This is a genomic window from Sphingobacterium tabacisoli (genome assembly GCF_017908035.1).
GTDB classification, from domain to species: Bacteria; Bacteroidota; Bacteroidia; order Sphingobacteriales; family Sphingobacteriaceae; genus Sphingobacterium; species Sphingobacterium tabacisoli.
Map to the genome: position 1 here is coordinate 1487178 of NZ_JAEQMU010000001.1, position 16846 is coordinate 1504023.

Annotated in this window: 10 protein-coding genes; all 10 read right to left on the minus strand. The window is 42.8% G+C overall.

Features of this window, described 5'->3' with window-relative positions; all coding sequences use genetic code 11:
• Positions 1 to 36: 36 nt before the first annotated feature.
• Positions 37 to 636, minus strand: coding sequence for an RNA polymerase sigma factor (locus JKG64_RS06275; protein ID WP_210353467.1), 600 nt, complete (start codon positions 634 to 636; stop codon positions 37 to 39).
• 489 nt (positions 637 to 1125) lie between these two features.
• Positions 1126 to 2376, minus strand: a complete 1251-nt coding sequence (locus JKG64_RS06280) for a TlpA family protein disulfide reductase (protein ID WP_210353468.1) — start codon at positions 2374 to 2376, stop codon at positions 1126 to 1128.
• Between the two features lie 11 nt (positions 2377 to 2387).
• Positions 2388 to 3749 carry a RagB/SusD family nutrient uptake outer membrane protein gene (locus JKG64_RS06285; RefSeq protein ID WP_210353469.1) on the minus strand — a complete coding sequence of 454 codons (1362 nt, stop codon included), beginning with the start codon at positions 3747 to 3749 and terminating at the stop codon, positions 2388 to 2390.
• Positions 3750 to 3757: 8 nt separating this feature from the next.
• Positions 3758 to 7309 (minus strand): SusC/RagA family TonB-linked outer membrane protein, encoded by a 3552-nt coding sequence (locus JKG64_RS06290; protein ID WP_210353470.1) that lies wholly within the window; start codon positions 7307 to 7309, stop codon positions 3758 to 3760.
• 216 nt (positions 7310 to 7525) lie between these two features.
• Positions 7526 to 8632 (minus strand): FecR family protein, encoded by a 1107-nt coding sequence (locus JKG64_RS06295; RefSeq protein ID WP_210353471.1) that lies wholly within the window; start codon positions 8630 to 8632, stop codon positions 7526 to 7528.
• A 93-nt stretch (positions 8633 to 8725) separates the two neighbouring features.
• Positions 8726 to 9325, minus strand: a complete 600-nt coding sequence (locus JKG64_RS06300; protein ID WP_210353472.1) for an RNA polymerase sigma factor — start codon at positions 9323 to 9325, stop codon at positions 8726 to 8728.
• Between the two features lie 533 nt (positions 9326 to 9858).
• On the minus strand, positions 9859 to 10476 hold the full coding sequence (locus tag JKG64_RS06305; RefSeq protein ID WP_210353473.1) for a peroxiredoxin family protein: 618 nt from the start codon (positions 10474 to 10476) through the stop codon (positions 9859 to 9861).
• 37 nt (positions 10477 to 10513) lie between these two features.
• Positions 10514 to 11932, minus strand: a complete 1419-nt coding sequence (locus JKG64_RS06310; protein ID WP_210353474.1) for a RagB/SusD family nutrient uptake outer membrane protein — start codon at positions 11930 to 11932, stop codon at positions 10514 to 10516.
• A gap of 11 nt (positions 11933 to 11943) precedes the next feature.
• Positions 11944 to 15429, minus strand: coding sequence for a SusC/RagA family TonB-linked outer membrane protein (locus JKG64_RS06315; protein ID WP_210353475.1), 3486 nt, complete (start codon positions 15427 to 15429; stop codon positions 11944 to 11946).
• A 186-nt stretch (positions 15430 to 15615) separates the two neighbouring features.
• Entirely contained in the window at positions 15616 to 16788 is a 1173-nt protein-coding gene (locus tag JKG64_RS06320; protein WP_210353476.1) for a FecR family protein, read from the minus strand.
• Positions 16789 to 16846: the final 58 nt, after the last annotated feature.

Below are 16846 nucleotides of genomic sequence, written 5' to 3' on the forward strand. Positions count from 1 at the left end.
TAAGTTATTTTTCAGATTGCGTTACAGATCACTTGGCTAGATCGAAAAGAGCAGCAATGCGGCAAAAGCTAATCCTAAGTATTGGGGATTGTTCTGTACCAGTTGCTTGAGGAACTTATTGGCGTTGCTGATATGCGCATTGACGGTAGCTTCGCTAATATCCAGCGCTTGGGCGACTTCTTTATAAGATTTTCCCTCTAGCCGGCACATGGTGTAAACGATACGCTGCTGTGGGGAAAGATGATTCAATAGCTCGTCTAGCAAGTTTTTATTTTCTTTAGAGAACAACGCTTCTTCCACGTGCTTATAGTTTTCTTCCCATCTAGGCAACAGGTAGTCTCTGAATTGCTGTTCGTGGGCTGCCTTGCGGAAAATATTTTTTGCACGGTTGGCTGCACTTGTGAAAATATAGGGTTTAAGGGATTGATCAGGATCTATATTCCGACGGTTCGCCCAGATACCGAGAAAGATGTCGTGTATAACATCTTCGACCAGCTCGGCAGATTTGAGCATACGCCGAAGATTGCCCGTGAGCCGTACTTTGTATAGACCATACAACTGCTCAAAAGCTTTCTTATCGCTACTACGTAATCTCAGCAGCAGCTCTTTTTCATCTATGTCGGAGTGAATGCTCATTTTAGGGTGTTACACGCTACACGTTGTCGCGTAAAAATTTCCTAAAACTAACAAGTTAAATATTTAGTTGCAAGTGTGTATCCTGAAATGGCTGAATTATTGGGGTGATACGAACATCTACCAGCCCCGGCAGAATCTGTGAAACCGGCTATATCTTGGATGTAGCTGATTAATAAACTGGAATTGATTAATTGAATTTTGCATTATCGCATGGTTCCAATTAAATGCAGGTGGTAATCCTACTATTCCAAATGACTATAACGCTGCAAGTACACCATCTTGTCCGACCGGTACAAATAAAATTTGTGCTATTCAGGCCGATCCAGATGGAAGTGGGCAGCCAGATATCACTGACTCATTAAAAGATCAAATGATAGAAGCGCTTCACAATAGGACTTCGTCAACAAATGTTCAATTACGGTCGTAAGAAATTTTCAAATTTCCAGATCGATAAGGGGCCAGTTTCAAGCTGGCCCTTCCCTTTTTAAATTATAATCCTCGTTCTTTAAACTCTAGTACCTCTATTTCTCGTAATTCTTTAACAAACCGGACACCATAATTTTCCAAACCATGGTTTAGCTCCTCTAGGTTTTTATATTTCGGGATTTCGAAGGATATCTTTTCTTGTACTTCATCGACAGTCGGAGGATACCCACCGTTATAGTCAATCGTAAAAGTCAGTGTTGATGTACTTTCGACTTTTAACAATTTTTTGTCTCCCTTAAGCGCAATAGCCTTATTTTTCCCGACACGTTTCAATACCAGACAAGGCATAGTTTTCATCTTCCAGTTTACTTCCAGTCCTAGCATTGCATCTAAATCAGCTAACATCAATTTTGCCCAGGCGCCTTCATCCATTTCGGCCTTTTGCACACGTTTATAAGAGATTCCATACGTTCTGATCCATTCCTGATAGGTCTGCCGGTTTGAATCACTGTAGGTATAATTACTTGAGTCTCTAACGTTCCAAACAACCCGTTGCGGGACCATAAAAAACCTCGGTTTCTTGATCTTAGCCCATAATGATAAATAAGCACCAAATACATCCATGTTGTTGAAGTAAGCAACTGCTCTGCCTTGCGTATCCCTATCAAGATTTACGCTCGCTTTTTGTTCAAGTTGTTCGTTATATTTAGATAGTTCAACATAGCCTAGTAAGTTGTTGGTTCCAGTATTAAGATCATTGTCCTCCACTACAGATTCCAATTCTTTGAAGTCATCTTTGATAGGGACGCTAATTTTTGCTGATGCCAATAATTCGCTCAGATATTGCTTTTTAACGTAATCGGCATGGGTAATGGCTTTGACCTCACCATTCATTATCCATACAGAATGCGGTACAGATTTATGTGGGAACAGCTGATGCAATATGCTGTCACCGACAATAGTAGGAAGTATGGCGTTTTTCTCCTTTAAGTATTTGTTCTTTTTATAGAACTGCCCTATCGTCTTACTGTCTTGCCAGGTCGTCATATAGATTTCTATTTTATCACCCATCTCTTTTTGCAGTGCTTTCAACTTCGGCATGCTCTCAATACAAGAGGCACAATAGGTATCGAAAAATTCAAGTACGATGATCTTGGGCTTTGAAGCATCAAAATCGATGCTACGGCCATCCATTGTTTTCAAGGTCTTTTGAAATTCAATTTTATCACCCACATTTAAAGCGCTGGACGTTTGTCGGGCATGCACTGCCAGGGTAAATAATAACATGGCTAGTATAGCAATATATTTTCTCATTATTTTGTCTCCTATCTTTTATTTTGTTCAAGTTTTCCTTCTTCAATAGCATCCTGGGGTATCAATAGCGCATATTTTAAGCTATTTGGTTCCAACAGATATTCCTTACCATCGATTATTCTTTTTAATTGTATTTTATATCTTTCGTCAAGATTAAGCCGCTTTAGATCAGACCACCGTAGACCTCTAAAAAGAAGCTCCTTCCTTCTTTCAGCTAATATTTTAGTAATTAGCGCATCTTTATTCGTAGTCGAAAAATCTGTATATAAACCGACCAGCCACCTATTTTTCATCAAATGGTTCAGGTCAGTCAAGGCCGCAGCAATTTTACCCAATCTGGCGGCAGACTCCGCACGAGTGAGATACATCTCTGCTGTTGTGAGTCCGACAAACATGCCAGATGCTGAGTTATTATAAGATCCCTTAAAAGCGTAGGTACCCAGATTCGCCCCTGTATTCGCCTTAAAAAAAACCTTCTTCCGTAAATCGTTCTGCTCATATGCACGGTAAAGATTTGAGTCAATCTTTGCATTACCTTGCGCCAAGGCGTAACTTGATGGCGTAATCGCATGAAAGAGCACTTCTTTATTAAAACGAGCAATAGGAAGCGATGCATTTGCATTGAGGCTGTTGTAGTCCAATAGATCCGCACGTAAATTCAGTGCAGAATCAGCATATAGATAAGCCTGCTCATACATGCCCATATCCAAATAAGTACGTGCCAACCCTCCATAGGCCGCCTCCTTGTAGGGACGAGCCTTAAACGGGCCATTTGCAGGCAATAAACGAGCTGCAGCCTTGAAATCTGCAATCACCTGTGCGTAGCTATCCGTTAAGGAAGCGCGATTTACCGCATCATCCACATCAGGTTTGAGTCTGAGGGGTACTCCCGGCACTGAAGATGCATTAGTGACCGAATAGTTCATAGCATAATTTGCCAATAGCTGATGGAAGGCAAAGGCCCTGAAAAATAAAGCCGCCCCTTTAAGTTCGTTGAAATGATATAAGTCAGTAGGTGTAGTTTTCAAGCCTTTCAGCACATCAAGCACCTGATTGCTCTGATAGATGACTTTATAACTCGTCTGCCAAGGAGTGGCTGTAGTGACCATTTCATCCGACCATAGATAGCCGTTACGCTCATCGATGAGGGAAACCGATTGCCAGCTTGTCGTTGTCAAATAATAGTTGTCGGCAGATACTTCACCCATGATCGGAAAGCCTGAATTCATGGTCGGATAGTCGTTCAATAGAAGCTCACAATCTTCTAAGGTTTCAGGAATCACCATTTTTTGGTCAGGCTTCAGTTCCAAATAGTCAGAACAGCCAAAAAACAAAGTCGATACGACTACAATAATTAAATATTTCTTCATCATAATAGGCTTTAGAGTGAAAAGTTAATCCCTAGGGAAACACTAAATGGATCAGGGCTATTTTTACCAAATTCGGGATCGATACCCCAATGATTTGCCCGCCATATCGTTCCAAGATTTTGCATATAGAGATAGAGCTGCGGATTTTTGATCAATTTGCTGCTATTGATCCGATAGGCAAGTTGAAAATCGCGGAGTTTGATCTGATCAGCTTTTTCCACCAGCGCAGAAGACAGGCTATAAAACATGGATCCGCTATTAACTGGGTAAGAAAGAGCTGGTACGTCAGTCCAATTTTCATCACCAGGCTTTTGCCAACGAAGTGAATAGTCACTGTGCCCTGCTTCGTAATCCCAAAACATGGAATTGTTAAAGGAGTTTCTCAAGAACACATGGCCCAATTGGTAGCTGATGTTTAATGATGCTTCCCAATTTTTGTACGTAAATGTATTTCTGAATGCTCCAAAATACACCGGCACTGTCGATCCCCAATAATCGAGATCGGCCACCTGTGTCCCGTTATATATTGCCAGGTAGTCCTTTGAGATTTCACCATTCACGTAGCCACGGGGTTCACCTGTTTCAGGATCTAATCCCGCCCACTTAAAGGTATACTGCCCAAATAAATCTGCACCGACTACAGGCGTACGAAAATTGGTCTGAGGTCCTGAGATATAATTGAGCCCCTTGGTGTTACTCAAGTACGATCTGGTGATGGTGTTACGGTTGTATGAGAAAATTAGATTTGTTGTCCAGCTAAATAAGCGATTGACCACATTTCTACTCTGAATAGAAAGGTCAAGACCTTTTCCCAAGATGTCAGCACTATTCATATTCATACTTGAGAATCCGGTAGTCGGATCCAATTTTGTCGTTGACACCAGATCGCGTGGTGTTTTTCTGAAATACTCCAATGTCCCCGAAATACGGCTGTTCAATAGGGCAAAATCAAGTCCGAAGTTGAGCATGCCCACCGTTTCCCAACGAAGCGATGGATTGGGTGGCGACATAATCTGTGCATAAGGCAATCCCGTAATACCATGCACCTGACTTTGGATGGTCATAATCGGGAAAGCTGCTGTGGTATTATTTACATTACCATTAAAACCGTAGGTTGCACGCAGTTTTAGCGAAGAAAAGATGGGATGGTCTTTTAAAAAGCCTTCATTTGTCAGCACCCATGCAGCACCCACGGACCAAAAAGGTTTGCCCCTGTTATTTGATTTGACACCAAAGAGATTAGAGGCATCTTTACGGGCGCTTGCACTCAGGATATACTTGCCATCATAGGCATACGACGCATTTGCAAAATATGATGTAAAACGATTCGTTGTACCAAGCAAAGGCATCTCACCCCAAATCCGATTTGTGCCCAAGTAACCATTTGCAAAAGGCAATTGGTTTACAAAGTCTACAGGCATATAAGTCAAGCGGTTTTTATCATAACCATAATAGAGCGCCGAGTTCTGCGAAGCCGTATTCTGCCTGATTTCATAGCCGGCTATGCTGTGCAGATCGTGTTTATCGTTCCACTTATGATCATAAGACAGCTGCACCCTTCCCTGATGTGCTACACCCTCCTGATTGAAGAAAGTCATCTTATCGCCGAGCGGAATATTCCATTTGATAGCATTTTCATCATACACGGCGTAGCTATTTAAGAGCTGCCGCATGTAATAAGAATCTGCGCCTTGCCAGTTTTCGGTTTTCGTCAAAGATCGTCTGTAGTTGTAGATTGCGGATAGATTTAGTCCGGGCATCATCTCCCATTTACCGTCAAGGTTAAATACATTCTCGCGCGAACTAGTGATTTCCGAACTCTGGTCAAGTTCTTTCAGCGGGAAATACTTCCAGCTCAGCAGTCTTCCGTTACCCGCAGTATCCTGATAAATAGGAAGTGGTCCGTTTCCGATCACCTCTACAGGATTCCCCTGATCATCGGCCAGCCTTGTATAGGGGTAGTTACCGCCAAAGAGCATATTGTACTGATTTTGGTTGCTATAACCGTACTCCTTATTTCGCCCTTCGATATAGAGGATATCTAACCCGAATGATAGGTTTTTGAGCGGATTGACACGGAAATTATTCCGCAGATTGAGCCGATCATAACTAGAGGTAACGACGTTATTCAGGTTGCGATCATAACCCAATGAAAACAAATTGGACATTTTATCCGAGCCGGCAGACAGTTGAATATTATACTGCTGTTTGACCGCTTTGCGGTAAATGTATTTGGTAAAATCGTCGCGGGAATCTATTTTTTTGAGATCATTCAATTTAACTTCCAGATCCGCATCTGATAAAGTTCCGTCCCTATTTTCCTTCAGTAGCAGCAATACTGGAGACAAGCGATTAAAGATATCCTCAAACTTGAAATCATAGCCCCCCTTATCGAAAAAATAACGCTCAGCTTCAATAAAATCCGCCGAACTCATCTGGGGTTGATAGTAAAGATCCGGCCTTGCCCCTACAGTGATGTTACTATTAAACGACAGTTGGATCGGTTTACCAAATTTCCCTTTTTTGGTGGTAATCACGATGACACCATTACCCGATTGCGCACCCCAAATAGAGGAGGCCGCGGCATCCTTCAATAAGGTGATATTTTCGATATCATTGGGGTTGATGTTGTTAAAATCTCCCTGATAAGGCATTCCATCCAGTACGATCAATGGCCATACATTAGAACGTAAAGTACTTTGACCGCGGATATTAAAATTGAGTAGTTTTCCTCTTGCAGGCTGGTAAGTTTTCATTGTGGTGATACTTGGCACCACATCTTCCAACCTAGTGATAAAATCAGTCGACACCTTTCGATTGAGCAGCTTGTTATCCACAAACTCGAAGCTTCCCGTTGCTCTTTCCTTGGGAATCTTTTGGTAGCCGGTAGAAACCACCTCCACCTCATCCAATTGATTCTCCAGTGGTATCAATTTGACTGATAATGATACTCCAGCGGAATACGGTAAAGTTAATGGCTTAAAACCCACATGGCTAAACTTCACCGATCCTGCCGATGCAATTACTGGCACAGAGAAAGAACCATCACTTTTGGTAGATGCTCTCCCCTTTTCATCTTCTATTCGAACCGATACGCCTTGTATCGGTTTACCGTCTACAGCTGATAAGATAGTGCCCTCTAGCACATATTCCTCTTGCTGTAACACGACTGCTATTGGCTGAACACGCTCTGGAACACGCGGCAACTCACGGATTACGATAGAATTATCTTCAATGTTATAAGTGAGGTTTCGGGAGGTCAGCAATTGATCCAAGGCGACTTTTAAAGGTATTTGTTCTACCTTGATATTCATATTTTTCACTTCGCTGACCAACTTGTAGTCCATCACCAGAAAATCATAGCCGGTCTGCTTAGTAATTTTGTCCATAACTTTTTGGAGGGAAGCATTTTTTTCGTTAAGGCTGATCCGTTGTGCCAGGACATCGGCCTTGACGTGAACCAGCATCAGCGTCATCATTAAAATGACTAATTTCATAATCAATAGTATTTTCAGCGGTACGCGCCACTGGGATACCGCTTTGTTAAAAGCTATTATTTGCATACTTTTACTTTGGTTTGAGTTATTACTTGATAATGATCGCAAAATTGTTATTCCCGTATTTCGGGATAGGGTGACTCAAACTTCGGCCGGCGGTGCTTCCAACACTTCCGGCTTTGTCTTGTGTACCCATATAGTCGGCTATAATCTTAAAGGTATCTGTGAGTGGTTCATCTGGTTAGTTTTTGTTGGTTATTATATTTACGAATGGGTTATAGCTTAGTGTACTGTGATTACATTACCGTTGATGGTACATTTTACTTTTCCGGTACGCTCCATCAGATCCAGCACGGCACGGATATGCCGGGAACGGGAGATGGTACCTCCGACAGTAATATATCGGGTCTGTTCGTTTGCAAATACCACATCGACATTGTACCAGCGGGATACCGAACGAAATACTTCTTCTAATGTCTCGCCACGAAACACAAAATTACCTTCCCGCCACGCCAGTACCTGATCCAAATCTGCTTCCTGAATATGGATCTTTCCCCCTTTTTGTTGTAAGACCTGTTGTCCCGGACGTAAGTGGATGTTGTTGACCCGCGCTGCGCCTTCTGTCAATGTTGTAGTGGGAGCGACATCGTCAGCATAAGTACGTATATTGAATGCAGTACCTAAATCTTCTACCACCTGTCCTTTGCTTCGAACGTAAAAATGCCTACCCTGCTCGTGCTCAACGACGAAGTACCCTTCCCCTTCCAAGGTTACTTCCCTACGATCGTGACCGAACTGTGATGGAAAAGTAAGTCTAGATGCAGCATTGAGCCATACTTTGGTTCCGTCGGGCAGTACAAAGGTATAGATCTGCCCTTTTGCGGTCGATGCCGTCAAAAGCTCATGTGCGGTTACAGGAACCTTACCGCCCCCAAGTACAGTGGTACCGTCTTCATAGGTCAATGCAGAGCCGATTACAGCCCCTTTCTTCGTACTGTCCAGCACAATAGGACGACCATCGCCCAGGGTAATTGTTGCACCATATTGGCCGGGTTTGATATCAGCTTCAGCAAGATGCGCTACTCCAATATGGCTACCTTCGGTACGTAGGAAAATGTACCAGCCAGCAACTAAAAACAAGGCTGCACAAGCCGCCACTAGGCTGATCTGCCTTAATGTTACCAAGCGAGAAGCGATATGTTGCTTTGGGGCAACCCGTTGCCAAACGCGCTTCTTACGCTTCACGATATCCGATATCTTTCCTCCATCCGATAGTTGGTCGGCTTTCTGATTAAAATATGCATTCAACAGACGGGCCTCCTCCGGGGTATCCTCTCCCTTCAGGTACCTGTCTATCATTTTTTCGTATCTTTTCTCGTTATCATCCATATCTATTTTCTTTATTGATGCATCCTATTTATGATATATGGTATTGGTGTAATCAAGCAGACGTATGACAATGAGCTATGTTATAGTCGCCGGTCAAAAAAAACGGTTAACCCAATAAATTGTCTGTATCAGGGAGAGCCAAAATAAACAGGAGATGTGGGCGCGAATCCTTACAATGGCATTGTGTATCTGCTGGCGCACCGTACCCTCGGAAAGCTCGAGACTTGCCGCTATTTCTTTATTGGTCATGTAGTGCTTTCGGCTCAATTCGAAGACTGTCCGCATGCGTGTAGGAAGATTACGGATTTCTTTTTCAATCTGTCGCTCCAGATCGCGCTGTATGATCGCTTCGTCGGTAGACCAGACGCCTTTTTCGGCATACTCTTTCAGCCCTGCTACATAATCGTACCGGGTCTTCTGGCGTCTGAAATGGTCGATCAATGCGTAGCGTGCGCTCTGATAGAGGTAAGAGCGCAACGAGACAATGCGTGCAGCATGACGGCTTTCGTACAGCGCTAAAAAAATTTCCTGTGTGATGTCCTCGGCTTGCTCTCCATCCTGTAGCATCTTACGCACAAAGGCGTAGATAGGGCCAAAGTATCGATCGTAGATGACGGTAAAGGCCGTGTTATCCTCCTCCTCCATAAGCCCGACAAGCTCGATATCCGTATAACTGCTGTATGTTGACTTCATAAAAAATAGGTATTAAGGATTTTACGTCTTCTAATATAGCGAGTTTAGCTAGCTAAGTCCTTCTATTTTAAAAGAGATCAACCCTTAGGAAGTAGACGGATGAAAAGGAAGGGTGTTATAGAGAGAGGGAGAGTTTTTTTGTAATCAGCTAGGCTAAGATATTGGGGGCACAAAGATACCCTATACCACCTCCTGCGCAAGGTCTGTAGATTTGAGCAGACGGATGAGGTCCCCGATCAACCGATAATGGTAGGTCTTGTAAATACATTCGAAAGCGTCGCGATCTCTGCCTTAAGTCTTCTTAGGAGATCCTGTTCTTCGGAAAGCGACAACACCTTCATGTAGTTTACGGTTACTGAAAGTACGAACAAAAGAAATTTTTGGGAGAATGGCAGCTTATTGGCTCTGGACAGCGGACTTAGCAAAATCTGCGATATTCAACAATGGGAAAAAGTCCTCCGCCTGAAATGACGGAGAACTAAAAGTAAAGATTAGCCTGCTCAATTTGTCGTGCTATTATTCATTAAAAAAAATTACAATATAGATTGAGATCTTAATTCGTCGTAAGTAAGAAAAGTATTTTGTTTTGGAGGAGGTATTCCTTTCAAAACAGCTCTTCTAATATCTTCAATACCTAATTCCCAAGATATTGGAATTGCAAACAATTTACCATCCTTAATCCATATTTGACCATAACTCCTATCATAGTAGAATAATTGATTGATGGTGGTGTCCTGAGCGTTCCCATAAACTAGCGGGATTGACCAATCTCTTTTGTTTGCAAAAGGTAGTGCCTTATGATTGTAATCATAAAGATGAATCGCTAAGACTTGGACTTTATCCCCAAACTCATATTGCCACTTATTCCATTTGTCAAGTGATGCAACACATGGAGAACAATATGTGGCCCAGAAATCTAAAACTAGAAATTTCTCTTTAAAATCATTCAACACAATTTTTTTAGGCACACCTCTTTCATTATAACTTGTCAAGGTCTGATTCCAAAACGCTGAAGGTAATTCTTGTCCCAACAAAACACCTCCTTTCGGTACCCTTAAAACAAGGGATTGCTCCTTATCAACCTGCGCTAGCAGAATGACAATCTGTAAATTAAAAAGAAGCAATAAAGCTAAATATCTTACTATTATCATATTTTTTTTGTTTAGTTTGCGTCAAACGTATTATTCATTATCTCGGATTTTGAGGATAGCCACCCACAGTGATTGCTTCTTCCGGGAAAGGCCAGACATAGCGGAGACTATTCGGCTGTAGCTCAACCCCTCTACCAGCGATATTCCGTTTAAGCATCGTTGCTGTCTTTGGATTCTTATTTAAACGTCGTAAGTCTTCCCAACGAATTCCGCGCAATAGTAGTTGCTTTTTACGTTCCTTTAAGATCCGACTTAAAAGCTCGTCTTCATTTTGAATTGTCAGATTTACAAATGCATCTTTTCTATATCTATTTCTTAACAGCAGATTCAGATCTGCAAGGGCCTCAGTCAGGTTTCCTAACCTCACATTACTTTCGGCCCGCGTTAAATACACTTCATCCAAAGCTAGACCAGTAAATAACAATGAACTACCGTAATAACTTCCACGATAACGTATATTGCTATTGTTATCCTGTTCAAAAAATAAAGTTTTTCTCAAATCAGCATCATCATAGCTTCGATAGATATCGACGGGTATGGCTAGATACTCGCCTGTATAAGCTAATGCATCATATGCCGTCATCACAAATATCACCTCAGTATTCTCTGTTCCATAAATGGGAAAAGGATAAGTATGAACAGTTCGATTATTATAATCCAACAATTCACGGCCTACATTCATGCAATTTGTCGCATGTTCAGCCGCTGCGTCATAGTCTTCTAGCTGTAAATATACCCGAGCCAACAACGCCCATACGGCTTGCTTTGTCGGCCTAAATTTGACTACAGTCCTATCCGGCAATAAGCTGACGGCTTCCTTTAGATCTTTGATCAAGAATTGATAACAGTCTTCGACTGATGCGCGTGGTACTCTTGCCGTTGGATCAGATTCCAACCGTAATGGCATCCCCAAGTCACTACTAGCTGTAACAGTATTGTAAACAGGAGCATAGAGCTGTAGAAGGCAATAGTAATTCCAAGCACGGTGGAAAAGAGCAGTACCCTTTGTATCATTCCACTGTTCCTCTTCTGCCACATTAGGTTTTATATTGCCCAACCCTTCCAATACCAGATTAGCCAGCAAGACACGCTGGTAGCCCATATCAAAATCAGTTGGAATGACGATTCCCCCTTCGCCGCCCTGGTATACACGTTCATTCCAACCATAGGCATTCTTCTGATAATCAAAAGTCAGGCCCACAGGGAACGTACCGTATACAGCAGGCGGTATTTCATATTCATCTGCACCGATAATCCCAAGTGTATGCGAGCTCCGATTATTCACCGGATTGATATAACCGGTAGCATTATCCAGTATAGCCCTAAAATCCGCTATCGTAGTAGGCACTTTCTGTTGCTGATTGGGTTTTAACTCCAAAAAATTCTTACCGCAACCCTGCATTAACAATATTACTATTGTTACCAATAGCCATTGCCTTTTATACTGTTGTTTCATCTTTGTTCAAATTAAAAGTTCAAATTTATTCCCACATTGATTACACGGGGCGGCGGATAAGAAGCCATCGGATAATCAGGATCTATTCCTTCTTTATTGGCGCGCCAGAGAATCCCCACATTTTTGATGCCTGCAAAGATTTTTAAGTCCATATTGCGTTTTGCTGTACTATGCCATCTGAGTGGTAGCAGGTAACTAGCCTGAATATCCTGCATCCGAATAGAAGCACCATTGATGACCAGAGCTTCAGAGTCCCGGTATAGTGTCCATCCAGTGCTTGAAGATGTTGTCTTAGACCAGGCCGGCACATCCGTAAAAAGCTCATCTCCGGGCTGCGTCCAACGTTTAAAATAATCCATATGATAATATGGTGTTGATGCATACTCTTGGCCCGACCCCATAGACGATCTTCGGAATACAAACCCAGATTTGAACGACAACAATGTACTCAATTGCCAGCCTTTCCACGACCAGGTATTACGTAGTGAGCCGAATAGTTTAGGCACTGTGGAGCCAGCCTCTATCAAATCATCAAACGTCAATTGATTTACATAGGCAATATAGTCAGTGGTCTCCTTTCCGTCGATGTACACAATAGGATAGCCCGTTTTACTGCTCAGACCATTCCACCGATAGGCATAAATATTATCAAACGACTTTCCCTCCATCGGAGGCGGGTTATTAATATATTCCGTAATATTCGTAATCGGAATATTTTTAAAATTTGTTATTTTATTGGCTGTATAATTCAGCAATAGATCCGTATTCCAATTAAACACACCTTTGAAATTCTTACTGGAAAGCTGTACATCAATCCCTTCAGTTTCCATACCTGCATAATTCAATTTGAAAATCCCAGTCACACCTGTTGAAGGGTCAAGTATGCGGTTGCCAAGCAGATCCTTGGCTTTTTTTCGATACAAATCGAGCGAGAGCATTATCCTGTCAGCTATAAAACCTGCGTCCACACCTAGATTGAAGGTATTCACCTGTTCCCATTTGAGCGCAGGATTACCCGGATGATTTAAGTTAGCAGCAGTTAACCCTGTTATAGGATCTACCGTATAAGAAATAGTTGGATAATGGCTCTGCGACTTATCGATATTACCAGCACAGCCATAAGTAGCACGCAACCGCAATTGGTTCATTACCTCATTTTTAAAAAACTGCTCATTGCCAATATTCCAACTGAGCCCTGTAGACCATAGCACGGTACCCCGCTGATTTGATTTGACTCCGAGCAGATTACTCCCATCCCATCGTATACTTCCACTCCATAGGTAACGATTGTCATATCCATAGCTTGCATTGCCATAGTAAGAAAGATTACGGCCATTGTTTTTACTTGGTGACAGCGTTTTAGAAGGAATACGACTGCTTCCGGTTGGGCGGGTAGGATTTAAGGTTTTATAATCGACCATAAAGTCTGCGCTCCAGGTTTCGGGATTAAAATTATACAGTGTCAGCCCCGGTATTGTCTGAAAGACCGTCTGTCTTATTTCTGTCCCTGCCAGAGCGGAAAGCACATGAAGGCTTGCCATAGTACGGTTAAAATTAAACTGCAATCTTCCCGAGTGCGTCTGATGCTCACGGGGCTGTTCATACTCCATGATCCCACCATAAGGTATCACTCTTGTACCATTACTCTGTGTAAACCTGTTCACCAGGTTGCGAGCAAAGTAAGAATCTTTATCATGATAAGTCTGCTCCTTGCCTGTACCTTGCGTATACTGATAAAATGCCTGTAACTGGATTCCCAATGGAAGATTATAATTAATCCCTGTATTGATGCGCCATTCCATTTCACGGTTTTGGTTATCGGTTAAATTGACCTCCTGAATAGGGCGATATAACCAGTCCAACAGACCAATCTGCGGCGCTTGCTGCTGATAGCGCAAGCGATACGTTTTGGTCAGGTAGCTTGGATTGCCCTCCATATCCACTAAAGGCAGATAAATATCCGTATTGAGCGCACTACTGTAGCCAAGCCCATTCGCTGCGGCATACTGCGAGGTGTACCAAAGCCCCCCATTGAATTCCAGATTATCGCCTATTTTAAAAGCATTCTGAAAGCTCAAGTTTATCCGTCTGTCCTCGTTTCCGATGATATTTGCACGGCTTTTATCATAGCCCGTGTTAAATGAATAGCGATGCTTACCTGTTCCGCCACTAATCCCTATACTGTATTGACCTGTATACTGCGTTCTATAAAGGTATTTGAGCGACTGTTCACGAAGATCTGTGGAAGCAAATAAGGCTTCTTGATCGGTAAACTCTTGGTCTGTTACCTTCCCATCCCTTTTGGCGATTAGCAACTCCACATAGGCTGGAATACGGGTTTGGTTTTGTTCAAGATAAGTACCCCTTTCAAACAATTCTTTTTGAATAGCCATTACCGTAGCAGCGGGCAGGTATTTTTGATTATAAAAAAGATCAGGTTTATTTCCAAAAGTATGATTTGTGTTAAAATTAATGGCAGTTGGTTTATTGTATTTCCCTTGCTTTGTATTGATCACAATCACACCATTACCCGCCTTTGCTCCCCAAATGGAAGCCGCCGCTGCATCTTTTAGCACTGTGACACTTTCAATATCGTTCGGATTGATTGTACTGATATCTCCATCATAAGGAAAATTATCAAGCACGATCAATGGCGAGCTATCCGAATCGATGCTATTCAGTCCACGTACACGAATTTCGGGACGGCCGTTCACATTCTCCCCCTCTAGATTACGCCGGTCAAACAGCATGCTACCAGCTACCCCTTCAAGCCTATCGAGAATATTCGTACCGTTGGTCCTGTTGAGCAGTTCATTATCAATATGTGAAAAAGCTCCCGTGGCCCGCTCTTTAGGAATGGCATAGTACCCCGTATTCACCATCACCTCCTCTACTTCCGCAGAGAACGGTTTTAGCACAATAATGCCCATATCTACTCTGGCTGTAAGCTTTTGTGCCATATAGCCTAGATAGCCTAACTCCAACTTGGCGCCGACCTGATCCTTTGGCAGCTCGAAATAACCCTCCTCATCCGTCTTGGTCTGCACTGCTGTACGTTTTCCCTCTGCATCTAGTACATAGATCGATGCACCGACCAGCGGTTCTCCTTTTTCATTCGTGACACGGGCACGGATAGGTTGCTGTTGTGGCATATTATTTTCCGTCATAGCTGGCTTTTCTACGCGACCACTTTTCTTCCGTATGATAACAGCATTCTGGTCCAGGGCATACTCCAACTCCTTCTGTCCCTTAAATATTTCTCGGAGTGCGACCTGGACAGGTACATTGACTAACTCAATATTTACGGGATCGGCTTCTTTTTTTACTTCAGCCGCACTATACAACAGGTCGTATCCAGATTGCTGCTTAAACGTCTTAAGTACAGACGTTAAATCTAGGTTTTTCCCTCGAATCGTTATATGCTGCGCATAACTGTTATCAGCATGGAGTTGTAACACAACAAGGAAAAGAATTGAAATGACTAGCTGTATGCGCATGATGTTCCATCTTAAACGGCGGTATATAGCGTGCAAATTGCACCTATAACCATGATTATTATCCATATATTTGTTTGGTTAGGTAAAAAATGTAATACTTCAGAACTATTATTGATCACCTGACACGAGCCGGCGGTGTTAGCGCACCACCGGTTTCTCGTTTTGGTCAGGCAAACACACACAAAACTATCTTCTGCTCATCCTGACCCTCCTTCCTTCTATTGATATGTTCACTTTATTTGTCAATTCGATCTTCCTTAAAACGTCCTTGATATCGTCGTACCGGGATATGGAACCGCTGAATGCAATGCCCGAGAGGTCGTCTACATAAAGGGCTTCTATGTCATACCATCTTTCGATCTGTCGCATCATGGCCGGTATACTGGTCTCATCAAATACAAATTTGCCGTTCTTCCACGCTATGGCCTCGTTGGCGTCGACCTGGGATACACTTACCCCAGATGCGCCCGTGGATGTCCCCTGCTCTCCGGGACTCAATACAACGGATTGATTTGACAGCGCGTTTTTTCCCATGCTGGACAACTGTACTTTACCCTTTAATAAGGTCGTAGTTACTGTCTGCTCATCTGGATAAGCATGCGTATTGAAAACTGTACCCAGCACCTTGACCTCCTGCTTATTGGTGGCTACGACAAAGGGGTGCTGAATATCATGAGTGACCTCAAAGTAGGCTTCACCACTAAGTTGTACCTTACGCTCGCCAGGTGCAAACTGCTTGGGATAAGTCAGGGTTGTCATTGCATTGAGATAGACCTTGGTCCCGTCGGAGAGGGTAACCTGATATTGTCCACCTTTTGGTGTGGATAAGGTTAATAAGGGAGACTGGATATCTGTCACCTTGCTTCCATCGCTGTAAGTGAGTTCGTCACCAATGACAATCCCCTCTTTAGTACCATCGAGTGTAAAGGTTGCTCCGTCGGCAAAGGTTAATGTGGCTTTATTGGATCCGGGAACAATTAATTCTGACGGATTCTCCGCTAAGCTGTCAGCTGGTATTGGGTCTGCCTTTTGTAAGTAGGTGTAAAGTCCAATAGCCATAAAACAAAAGATTAGGATTGCCGCGGCGTACCTGATCCAAGACAGACGCGGCACCTTACTACCTGGCAGTGTATGATCGGCTATAGCAAGCCATCGATCGGATGCGATACGCTCTGCCTGGAGTCGGGCCGAATCGGTACTGATGTCGACCATATCATCCAGATAATCGCGGATGAGTTGCTCCAAGTTAGTATCCTGTCCCTCTAAACCGAAGTAGTCGTATAAAGCTTGTATCTCGTCGGTATTGGCCTGACCAGTTAGATATTTACTAAATAACTGCTGTATTTCTTTCTTTTCCATTGTATTGTACCTGTGGTTAGTTCCAGGGGTTTATTACAATACGTCTGTGTGATTAAAA

What these genes read in the sequence shown, in the direction of transcription:
- JKG64_RS06305 (WP_210353473.1), bottom strand. Translation starts at nt 10,476, where the DNA reads ATGATAATAGTAAGATATTTAGCTTTATTGCTTCTTTTTAATTTACAG.
- JKG64_RS06295 (WP_210353471.1), bottom strand. Translation starts at nt 8,632, where the DNA reads ATGGATGATAACGAGAAAAGATACGAAAAAATGATAGACAGGTACCTG.
- JKG64_RS06315 (WP_210353475.1), bottom strand. Translation starts at nt 15,429, where the DNA reads ATGCGCATACAGCTAGTCATTTCAATTCTTTTCCTTGTTGTGTTACAA.
- JKG64_RS06285 (WP_210353469.1), bottom strand. Translation starts at nt 3,749, where the DNA reads ATGATGAAGAAATATTTAATTATTGTAGTCGTATCGACTTTGTTTTTT.
- JKG64_RS06310 (WP_210353474.1), bottom strand. Translation starts at nt 11,932, where the DNA reads ATGAAACAACAGTATAAAAGGCAATGGCTATTGGTAACAATAGTAATA.
- JKG64_RS06300 (WP_210353472.1), bottom strand. Translation starts at nt 9,325, where the DNA reads ATGAAGTCAACATACAGCAGTTATACGGATATCGAGCTTGTCGGGCTT.
- JKG64_RS06280 (WP_210353468.1), bottom strand. Translation starts at nt 2,376, where the DNA reads ATGAGAAAATATATTGCTATACTAGCCATGTTATTATTTACCCTGGCA.
- JKG64_RS06290 (WP_210353470.1), bottom strand. Translation starts at nt 7,309, where the DNA reads ATGCAAATAATAGCTTTTAACAAAGCGGTATCCCAGTGGCGCGTACCG.
- JKG64_RS06320 (WP_210353476.1), bottom strand. Translation starts at nt 16,788, where the DNA reads ATGGAAAAGAAAGAAATACAGCAGTTATTTAGTAAATATCTAACTGGT.
- JKG64_RS06275 (WP_210353467.1), bottom strand. Translation starts at nt 636, where the DNA reads ATGAGCATTCACTCCGACATAGATGAAAAAGAGCTGCTGCTGAGATTA.